General features: G+C 73.3%; 9 protein-coding genes. 4 read left to right on the top strand and 5 right to left on the bottom strand.

The features are described 5' to 3' along the window. Positions 1 to 331: PHP domain-containing protein (locus ABZ693_RS35510; RefSeq protein WP_359885626.1), on the bottom strand; the 331-nt coding region annotated here is incomplete at its 3' end. A gap of 185 nt (positions 332 to 516) precedes the next feature. On the opposite strand from ABZ693_RS35510, the gene ABZ693_RS35505 reads away from it, so the two are divergent. Further along, positions 517 to 1,545 carry an ABC-2 transporter permease gene (locus ABZ693_RS35505; RefSeq protein WP_359885625.1) on the top strand — a complete coding sequence of 343 codons (1,029 nt, stop codon included), beginning with the start codon at positions 517 to 519 and terminating at the stop codon, positions 1,543 to 1,545. 93 nt (positions 1,546 to 1,638) lie between these two features. On the opposite strand, the gene ABZ693_RS35500 is transcribed toward ABZ693_RS35505, so the two are convergent. Both ABZ693_RS35500 and ABZ693_RS35495 read right to left on the bottom strand, forming a co-directional pair. Further along, the gene (locus tag ABZ693_RS35500; RefSeq protein ID WP_359885624.1) at positions 1,639 to 2,529 is read right to left on the bottom strand and encodes a S1 family peptidase; all 891 of its coding nucleotides are present in this window, start codon (positions 2,527 to 2,529) and stop codon (positions 1,639 to 1,641) included. 416 nt (positions 2,530 to 2,945) lie between these two features. After that, a complete protein-coding gene (locus tag ABZ693_RS35495) occupies positions 2,946 to 3,761 on the bottom strand; it encodes a DUF1684 domain-containing protein (protein WP_359885623.1) in 816 nt (271 codons plus the stop codon). 117 nt (positions 3,762 to 3,878) lie between these two features. On the opposite strand from ABZ693_RS35495, the gene ABZ693_RS35490 reads away from it, so the two are divergent. Then, a complete protein-coding gene (locus ABZ693_RS35490; RefSeq protein ID WP_359885622.1) occupies positions 3,879 to 4,397 on the top strand; it encodes a GNAT family N-acetyltransferase in 519 nt (172 codons plus the stop codon). A 74-nt stretch (positions 4,398 to 4,471) separates the two neighbouring features. On the opposite strand, the gene ABZ693_RS35485 is transcribed toward ABZ693_RS35490, so the two are convergent. Beyond that, a complete protein-coding gene (locus ABZ693_RS35485) occupies positions 4,472 to 5,767 on the bottom strand; it encodes a DUF5685 family protein (protein WP_359885621.1) in 1,296 nt (431 codons plus the stop codon). A gap of 322 nt (positions 5,768 to 6,089) precedes the next feature. Between ABZ693_RS35485 and ABZ693_RS35480 the strand changes: the two genes are divergently transcribed. After that, on the top strand, positions 6,090 to 6,524 hold the full coding sequence (locus ABZ693_RS35480) for a cell division protein SepF (RefSeq protein ID WP_359885620.1): 435 nt from the start codon (positions 6,090 to 6,092) through the stop codon (positions 6,522 to 6,524). Positions 6,525 to 6,608: 84 nt separating this feature from the next. On the opposite strand, the gene ABZ693_RS35475 is transcribed toward ABZ693_RS35480, so the two are convergent. Continuing rightward, positions 6,609 to 8,444, bottom strand: a complete 1,836-nt coding sequence (locus ABZ693_RS35475; protein WP_359885619.1) for an MFS transporter — start codon at positions 8,442 to 8,444, stop codon at positions 6,609 to 6,611. Positions 8,445 to 8,852: 408 nt separating this feature from the next. On the opposite strand from ABZ693_RS35475, the gene ABZ693_RS35470 reads away from it, so the two are divergent. Then, a partial coding sequence (locus ABZ693_RS35470; RefSeq protein ID WP_435842643.1) for a phosphatase PAP2 family protein occupies positions 8,853 to 9,969 on the top strand: 1,117 nt, incomplete at its 3' end.

Genomic DNA, 9,969 nt, shown 5'->3' with positions numbered 1-9,969 from the left:
TTGGCGTGGATGCGCTCGGTGCCCCTCTGGAATGGTTCGGTGAGCGTCGAGACCAGGTGTGGCGGCAGTTTCTCGCCGGTGTTCTCGACCGTGAGCCGTCCGGGGACGGCGCGGGGGGCTCGTACGCGAGGTCGACGCCGAACAGGGGGCGGATGCCGGCCGTCTCACAGGCCTTCGCGAAGCGGACCACGCCCGCGACCGTGTCACGGTCGGTGAGGGCGAGGGCGTCCATGCCGCGCTCGGCGGCGCGCTCGGCCAGCCGGGCGGGGTGCGAGGCGCCGTACCGCACGGAGTAGCCCGACGCGGTGTGCAGATGCGTGAATCCCGGCATATGCCGCACCGCCTTCCACGCTCCCGCTCGAATTCGTACACACGTTCCCACCCCCTTTTTCTCACCTTAACCCATCTTCGAACGCCCGTACGAATACCGAGGCGGGCGGCCCCTTCGCCCTCCAAGATCACCCATGTGGAGTAACCCGGCCTGCGGAAACGATCACTCTCCCCGAGCCTGGGGAAATGAGTCTCGTCGACGAACTGAAGAGCGCCGTCACCCCCCGAGCAGCCCTGCTGGTCGCGGGCGTCTTCGCCCTCCAGCTGCTGTTCATCGCCTCCTACGTGGGCGCCCTGCACCATCCGCAGCCGAAGGACGTCCCCTTCGGCGTGGTGGCGCCGCCCCGGGTCTCCGAACCCCTGGTGACCCGGCTGGACCAGCTGCCCGGCGGGCCGCTCGACCCGCGCGCCGTCGCCGACGAGGCCGAGGCCCGGAAACAGATCCTGAACCGGGACATCGACGGAGCGCTGATCTCCGCCCCGGCCGGCCCCACCGACACCCTGCTCGTCGCCTCCGGCGGCGGCAAGGCGCTCTCCCTCACTCTGGAGGCGACGTTCCGGCAGGTCGCGGCGGCCGAACACCGCCGGCTGCGCGTCGTCGACGTGGCGCCCGCCTCCCCCCAGGACTTCAACGGACTCTCCGCCTTCTACCTGGTCATCGGCTGGTGCGTCGGCGGCTACATCTGCGCCGCGATCCTCGCGATCAGCGCCGGCGCGCGGCCCGCCAACGCGGAGCGGGCGGTCATCCGGCTCGGCGTGCTCGCGGTCTACGCGATCCTCGGCGGGCTCGGCGGCGCGCTCATCGTCGGCCCGATCCTGGGCGCCCTGCCCGGCAGCATCCCCGCCCTGTGGGGGCTGGGCGCGCTGGTGGTCTTCGCGGTCGGCGCGACCACCCTCGCCCTGCAGTCGCTGTTCGGGATCGTCGGCATCGGCCTGGCGATCCTCATCATCGTGGTCGCGGGCAACCCGAGCGCGGGCGGCGCCTTCCCGCTGCCGATGCTGCCACCGTTCTGGCAGGCCATCGGCCCGGCCCTGCCACCGGGCGCGGGCACCTGGGCGGCGCGCTCGATCGCGTACTTCAAGGGCAACGACATGCTCGGTTCGATGCTGGTCCTGTCGGCCTGGGCGGTCGCCGGCACCGCGATCACCGTGGTGGTCTCCGCGCTCAAGCGGGAGGGACGGGAGCCGAGGGCGGCGGCCACCGCCTCCTCCTGACCCAGCGGCGGAGGCCCCGGCGGACCACCCTCACGGGCGGTCCGCCGGGGCCGTTTCCGCAGGCCGTACGGGGGAACGGGTGGAGCGGGCGGATCAGAACACGTTCACGCCGTACGCGCTCAGCGCCTCCGTCACCGGCTGGAAGAACGTCGTCCCGCCCGAGGTGCAGTTGCCGCTGCCGCCCGAGGTGAGGCCGATGGCGCGGCTGCCCGAGTAGAGCGGGCCGCCGGAGTCGCCGGGCTCGGCGCAGACGTTGGTCTGGATCATGCCGTAGACGATGTCGCCGCCGCCGTAGTTCACGGTCGCGTTGAGGCCGGTGACCGTACCGCTGTGGATGCCGGTGGTGGAGCCGCGGCGGGTGACGGACATGCCGGTGGTGGCGTTGGCGGCGCTGGTGATGTCGACGCTGCCGACCGTGCCGGACTTGACCACCGAGGTGTTGGTGTAGCGCACGATGCCGTAGTCGTTGGTGGGGAAGCTCGACCCGGTGGTGGTGCCGAGGGTGGTGGTGTGGGCGGAGTTGGACCACCAGGTGCCCGCGCCGTCGGTGCAGTGACCGGCGGTGAGGAAGTAGTCGTTGCCCGCGCTGTCCTTGACGTTGAAGCCCAGCGAACAGCGCCAGCTGCTCGCGTAGATGGCGTCGCCGCCGGAGATCAGCTTGTTGAACACGCCCGGGGTCCGCTCGATGCGCAGCGCGCCCGCGCCGGCCCCGGCCTTCTGCTTGATCTTGGCGATGTCGGACTGCGAGACCGTGGAGTCGGCGGTCACGACCACCGTCTTGGTCGCCGGGTCGATCCGCCAGGCGGTGCCGGCCACGTCGGCGCTCAGCACCGCGTCGTCGACGGCGTCGAGCTGCTCGGCGCTGAAGGTGCCGGTGGGGGTGGCGTTCGCGGCGGGGACCGCGACGGCCGCCGCGGCGGCGAGACCGGCCGCGACGGCGAGCAGGCGGACGGTGCGTGTGGGGGTGGTGCGCGTGATCCTCACTTTTCGTTCCTCCAGAGGGGAATCGGGGGTCCGCAGTGGGGTGTCGGACCCGTGAGGCGCGGCCTGGGGGCCGGCGCTGTGGGGGAGGCCTCGGGTCGTACGGAAGGGGGCGCCGCGAGGACGCCTTCCGGCCGCACGGCCGTCAACCGTCGTACTGGGTGCGGGTGCTGGAGCACGACACCGTAGGAGTGACGTGTTCCTGACAGGTCACACTCGGGGATAGTGGCCCGGAAAACCGGAGCGCACAAGACCGCCCGCATGGCGTGTCTACGCGCGTGGGGGATGCGGAACGGGTGGACCGGCGGGTGGACCGCGCCCCCGGCCCCGGTTCCGGTTCACGTTCCGGTTCACGTTCCGGTTCGTCTTCCGGGGCGTGTTCCGAAGGGGGTTCGGGGGCGGTCCGGAGCGGGGTGCGCTCAGCCCTCCCTCACCTGCCGTTCGCCCGCCGCCACCGCCGTGTCCAGCGTGTTCCCCGGCGGCGGGAACGGGCAGATGAAGTGCGGCGCGAACGCGCACGGCGGCAGCAGCGCGCGGTTGAAGTCCACCGTCACCGAGCCGTCCGCCGCCGGCGCCGCCGGCCGCAGGAACCGGAACCGGTAACTGCCCCGCCCGCTGGTGGCGTCCGCGAAGACCGCCCACAGCGTGCCGTCGTCCTCGACGGCCACCTGGAGGCTGTGCTCGGCGCCGTGCAGCTCGAAGAACAGCTCTCCGGCGAGCCCGAGCCCGCGCTCCTTGCCGTCGGCGTTCGCCACCCGGACGTGCCGGTCCTCCGGGTACGGCCGGTAGGTCCCGGGCCGCACCCAGCTCTCGTCGTACGGGGTGGCCTCGATGCCCTGGAACGCGCGCCGCGCCTCCGAGCCGGGGTCGAAGTCCCGTACCGCCCACTCCCCCTCGCGGCGCAGCACCACCAGCCGCCGCCCGCCCGACGCCACCCGGGACTCGTGGACCGGGGCGTGATCGGCCGTCAGCCGCACCGAGCCGGTCAGGGGCGCGCCGTCGACCGTGAGGGCGTCCTCGGCGTCCGCGTCGCCTGCGGGGTCCGCCGTGAGGATCACCTCGTCGCCGTCCGCCCGCCAGTCACCCGGCACGGACGGGATCCGCCCATCCGGGAAGTCCGAGAGCCAGTACGTCCCGGTCAGCGAGAGCGGCCCGTACGACGAGGCGACCGCCGCCGTGCGCTGCTCGTTCCAGCGCCGCCAGTCCCGCAGGCTCTGTGATGCATCCGTGCTCATGGTGCGTCACCTTTCCACACGCCTGTTCCCGGGACGGAGGAGGCTGGGCGGATCGTCCCCGGCCCGCCCCGCGAAATGCCCCGGCGCGGGCGAGTGGGGCGGTTGTACGGTGGCCCGGTGATCGAGACGGAACGGCTGCTCCTGCGCCCCTTGCGAGCCGACGACGCCGACGCGTTCGTCGCCCTCCACGCCGACGAACGGGTGAACCGTTTCGTGGGCGCCTACACCCTCCGGCAGGCCCGTGAGCGGCTGGCCACGATCGAACGCCAGTGGGCCGAGCGCGGCCACGGCCTGTGCGCCGTCGAACTGCGCTCCACCGGCGAGTTCCTGGGCCGTTGCGGCCTGAATCACTGGCCGCGGTTCGACGAGGTGGAGATCGGCTGGACGTTCCGGGCCGAGGCCTGGGGCCACGGTTACGCCACGGAGGCGGCCCGGGCCTGTATCGACTGGGGCTTCGCGACGCTCGACGCGGCGTACGTGCCGTACCTCACCGCCATGATCCGGCCCGGGAACACCCCCTCGGTACGGGTGGCCGAGCGGCTCGGCTTCACCCCGCTGCGCGAGGACGAGATGCACGGCAACCCGGTCACGGTGTACGCGCTGCGGCGCCCGACCCCCGAAGGGCCGGACGCCTGACGGACCGAGCCCCTGACGGACCTGGCGCCCGACGGGCCGGCCGTCCGAGGGGCCGGATGCCCGAGGGGCACGCGTCAGCAGTCGCAGCCGCAGCCGTCACAGCAGCAGCTGTCGCCGCAGCAGCCGCAGTCCGAGCAGTTGCTGCAGCAGTCACAGCAATCGCAGCAGTTGCTGGGGTCGCAGTGCGCGCACAGCCCGTCCCGGCGCTGCCGGCTCCACGGGCCCTCGTACGTCCCGCAGCACATCTGGCAGGTGCAGGCCAGGCCGAGCCAGACGGCGCAGCCGGCCAGCAGCCCGCGGCCGCGGTCCGGCGGCTGGGGCGGCAGCGGCCCGCCGGGGCCCCCGGGACCGCCCGGACCAGGGTTGTACGGCCCGCCCGGGCCTCCGGGGCCACCGGGGCCGGGGGCGTACGGGTTGCCGGGGACGGGCCCCGGCCCCTCGGGCGCGTACGGGTTGCCCGGCACCGGTCCGGGGCCGGGCCCGTACCCGGACCCCCGCACGCCGTGCGAGCAGGTCGTCGTCCCGAAGGCGCGGTCGATGGAGTTCCGCAGCTCGTGCGCGAGCAGTACGTGGGTGAGCCGCCCCTCGGCGAACTCCACGTCCTTCAGCGCCAGACGGATGCCGTGCAGCGCGTCGTCGGCGAGCCGGCGGGCCTCCTCGCGGGAGGTCCCGGTCGCGGTGAGCGGGTTCCAGGAACCGGCGGCGGTGTCGGCGCCCTGGTCCTCGACGGCGTCCAGGAGATGGGCAAGGCGTCCGAAGAGGCGGCCGGCCTCGGCGAGGGGCGCGGCGTTGCCGGGGCGGCCGGCGAGGACCGCGGTGTGCGCGAAGGCGGCGGCGGTGGCCGTCTCCGTCGGCTCGGTGACGACCAGGAGCGACGTGCCGAGGCCGGCCAGCGACTCGATGCCGGTCTGCCGGTCGACCGCGTCGACCAGGACGGCGGTGTCGAAGCCGAGTTCCCGCCCGGTGCGGGCGCCGGCCCGGTCCCAGGAGCGGGCCACCCGGCGGGCGGCGGCGGCCACCGGCCGGCGGGCCAGCAGCCCGTCCCGGTCGGCGACATGGTCGCGTATCTTCGCCGACGCCAGCACCAGGGACACGGCGGCGGCGAGCCGCGCGCCCTCGCCCCGTGCCACCGGCGCGCTCCGCATCTGGCGCAGCGGGCACGGCCCGGCCGTCCGCCGTCCGGCGTCGGTCCGCCCGATCTGGGCCTCCGTCAACACCGAGACGATCAGGCCGTCGTAATTGGTGACGACCCGGGCGAACTGGCCGTGATCGGCACGAAGCGCCAGACAGAGTCCGCAGAGATGGGCCATCCACTCCGTCTTGAGACCCTCGGTGAGACGGTGCGTGCAGGGCCTGACTATTCCGAACAAGTGACTCCCCCGTGAGCGTGTGCGCGAGATCCGCGCAGCGGCGTCCGGCATCGTACCGGGGACTTTCGGTCACCCGAACGCCCGTGTCGTCACCCTTACGGCCCGACTTTCATCATTTGAGTTGCACGGTCCCGGCCAACCCCCTGTCAGGCCCCGTATACCGCAAAATACCTGACGAATCGCCAGATACAGGGCCTGTCGTTGTGCACCAGTACCGTCACGAATCCCCTGCGCGCCGACTATCCACTTGGCGCGCGATCCGCATCATGGACGACGATAGGGATTGCGGAACCACGAGTGACCGCGCTGAAAGGAGGCGTCCATGGGATCGGTGCGCAAGGCCAGTGCCTGGCTGGGACTCGTCGAGGACCACGACGAGCGCTACTACGACGACGAGTACGCCGACGGTGCCGAGAGCAACGACGCCTGGGTGACGGACCCGCGGGTGCAGGTCGCGTCCGACACGGCACAGGACCGGGGCCGGCGGATCGCGACCGTCTCGCCCGCCGGATTCCGGGACGCCCGGGGCATCGGCGAGCTGTTCCGGGCCGGGGTACCCGTCATCGTCAACCTGACCGCCATGGAGCCGGACGACGCCAAGCGGGTCGTCGACTTCACCGCCGGCCTCACCTTCGGCCTGCACGGTTCGATCGAGCGCGTCGCGACCCGGGTCTTCCTGCTGACCCCGGCCGACACCCAGATCGTCACCGGCGAGACCATGGGCCGCGGCCAGGGCGGCTTCTTCAACCAGAGCTGACCTGTTTTCCGCGGCTCGGCTCCCCCTCCGGGCGCCGCGTCGCCGGGGTGGGACAGGTCCGGGTCGATGAGGCCCGGGGCCCCGTCAGCGGCTCCGGCGTACCGTCACGGCCGGTTCGGCGGGCGTACGACTGGCCGGGATGGACAGCGACGGCCCGGCGGCCGGCAGCTTCCGGCCGGCGTCCGTCGCGGACTCCGCGGCCGGACCCGGGTCCAGGTCCTGGTCCAGGTCGTCGGCCGGCGGGCACTCCATCACGCGCGGCAGCCGGAGCGCCATCAGCGCGCCGAGCAGCAGCAGCCCCGCACTCACGAGCAGGGTCACGTGGAGCCCGTTCACGAAGGCGTGGCGGGCGGCGGCATGCAGCGTCTCGCCGGCCGTGCCGCCGAGCCGGGCGGCGACCTGATAGGCCTCGCCGAGCGAGTTCGCGGCGGCCCGCGCGGCACCGTCCGGGACACCGGAGAGACCGGCCAGGCCGGGCGCGTACGCCGCGTTCATGACGCTTCCGAGCAGGGCGATGCCCATGCCCGCGCCGAGCTGGTACGAGGTCTCGCCGATCGCCGCCGCCCCGCCCGCGCTTTCCTGCGGCGCCTCGCTGAGCATCGACTCGTAGGCCGAGAAGAGCGTGGTCTGCAGTCCGAACCCGAGCAGCACGAAGCCGACGGTGAGCAGCACCGGCCGGTCGTGCTGGCCCATGAGCACGAGCAGCAGCACCGCGGCGGCGGTCAGTACGAAGCCCCAGCCGACCATCCGGCGCGGCCCGATCCTGCGCAGGGTGTACGAGCCGGTGGCGCCGGCGGCCATCGCCGCGAAGGTCAGCGGGAGCAGCCGCAGGCCGGTCTGCAGCGGGCTGAGGCCGAGGACGAGCTGGAGGTACTGGACGGCGATCAGCTCCAGGCCGACCAGGGCCAGCATGGCGAGCACGATGCAGCCGACGGAGGTGGTGAAGGCCGCCCGGCCGAAGAGCCGCATGTCGATCAGCGGGTGGGCGCGCCGCTTCTGCCGCCGGACGAAGAGCACCAGGAGCGCGGCGCCGGCCAGCAGCGGGCCGGCGGTCGGCAGCTCGAACAGGGTGTCGCCGGCGCCGAGCCGCTTGACGCCGAGGACCGCGCCGAGCACGCCGGCCGCCGCCATCAGGGCGCCGAGGACGTCCCAGGGGCCGTCGGAGCCGCCGCGCGACTCGGGCAGCAGCAGCCGGCCTATCGGCAGGATCAGCGCCATCAGCGGGATGTTGATCAGGAAGACCGAGCCCCACCAGTAGTGCTCGACGAGGAAGCCGCCGAGGACCGGTCCGGTGGCGGCGCCGACGGCCGCGACCGCCGTCCAGATGCCAATGGCGGTGGCCCGCTCGCGCCGGTCGGGGAAGACGGCGCGGAGGAGCGACAGGGTGGCGGGCATGATCATCGCGCCGCCGACGCCGAGCAGCGCGCGGGCGGCGATGAGCACCGCGGGGGCGGTGGCGAGCGCGGCGATCGCCGAGGCGATGCCGAAGAGCGCGTAGCCGAGGAGCAGCACCCGTCTGCGGCCGACCCGGTCGCCGAGGGTGCCGAAGAGGATCAGCAGCGAGGCGCAGATCAGCGGGTAGGCGTCGACGATCCACAGCAGGGCGGTGGAGCTGGGCCGCAGGTCCTCGGTGAGGGAGGGCACGGCGACGTGCAGCACGGTCGAGTCGAGCGCGACCAGCAGCAGGCTGACGCAGAGGACGAAGAGGACGACCCAGCGGTTGGTGCCGGCCTTGGCGCCGGGCTCACCCGGAGCGCCGCGCCCTGGTCCGGCTCCGGCAGGTCCGGCTCCGGCGGGTCCGCCGGCTCCTCCTCCGGCGGCGGGCCCGGTCCCGGGCCCGCTCGCGCGCCCGGTGCCACTGCCGGTGCCGCGGCCGAGGGGACCCGTCCGCCGCTTTCCAGCCGCGATCGTCCGCGCCATGCATGTACCTCCCAGTGAAGCCCTCGCGCTCGGCGGGCACCGTACCGGGAGCCGTGACCCCCGGGGCGGCCCGGCATCGACGGGCGAGTGAGCCGTCAGCGTACGCGAGTTCAAGCCCCGAGCGCGTGGCCAAGGTCTCACCCCGGCGGGGCGCCGGTGTGGCGTACGCCACTCCGGTCGGCCGGGTCGGCTCGGCCGAATTCCGTACGGTCTCCCGAACGAGGAATTCACCGACCCGTCAAACAGACTTACGGAAATCGCACCTCACGCAAATGGGTCCAAGGTCATCGGATTTTCCGACGGAAGGCGGGAAGCGAGCCCCACGCGAGAGGGACTCCACATCACATCGTCATCACGAAGAGACCGGAACGACCAAGGTCGCCACTCACTCCCTGTAACGTCGATTGGGTGCGTACCGACATCTTTGCCCGGCTGGACCGGGAGCCGGAACCGCCGAAGATAGAGGTCCCGCGGATGACCTGGACGCGTCTCGCCCTCTTCGGCGGGACGCTGGCGTTCTATCTGGTCATCGTCGTCGCCGTGCTGCTCTCGACCTGGCTGGTCACCCTGGACTGGAAGATCATGCTCTTCCGGCCCTACCAGCAGTGGCCGGAGCTGCACGCCTTCCTCGACTACTACGTCGTCCTCGGCCAGCGCGGCCCGACCGCCGTCATGGTGGCGTCCTGGCTGGGCTGGCGCTCCTGGCGCCAGCACACCCTGCGCCCGCTGCTCTCCCTCGGCGCCGCGCTGCTCCTGCTCAACGTCACGGTCGGAGCGGTCAAACTCGGACTCGGCCGGGCCGGTCCCCACTACGCGACGCAGGTCGGCTCCGCCGAGCTGTTCGCGGGCGGTGACATATTCCCGTCCGGGCACACCGCGAACGCGGTCGTGACCTGGGGCATCCTGGCCTACCTGGCGACCACCCCGAGAGCCCGCCGCTACCTCTCCGCGACGTCGGCCGTGGTCGCGCTCGGTGTCGGCCTGACCACCGTGTACCTCGGTACGCACTGGCTGAGCGACGTCCTGCTCGGCTGGGCCGCCGGACTGCTCATCCTGCTCGCACTGCCCTGGTGCGAGCCGGTCATCGCGGTCGTGGAGGCCTGGATCCTGGACCTGCGCGACCGGATGCGCGAGCAGCTGCGGTCCCGCCGCCGCCTGGTGCCCTCGCTGCCCGTGGCGACGGGGAACCGGCCGGTGCCCGGCCTGTTCCCGCCGCGCCCGGCCGGGGACGGGGAGCCGGTACGCGAGGCCGTCGGAGCCGGCGGGGGACGCGGTCCGTCCGCCACCCGCGGCGCGGGCCTGCAGGGCTCGCAGCTGGCCGCCCCGCGCGCGCATCACCCGGCCACGCATCCCGCGCACGCCGCCCATCACGCGGTGCGTTCGGAGCGCGGTCCGGCCGGTCCGGCCGGCAGCCGCCGTCCGCCGCACTCGCGGCCGGCGACGGGCGGCTCTCACGCTGCCGGAGGTCTTCACGGAGGAGGAGCGGGACGCCCTGATCGCGGCGGCGGTGGACCGGATCGTCGGC

Source organism: Streptomyces laurentii, assembly GCF_040635425.1.
Classification (GTDB): Bacteria; Actinomycetota; Actinomycetes; order Streptomycetales; family Streptomycetaceae; genus Streptomyces; species Streptomyces laurentii.
The sequence above is the reverse complement of the archived record's forward strand: the minus strand, read 5'-3'. Positions and strand labels throughout refer to the sequence as shown.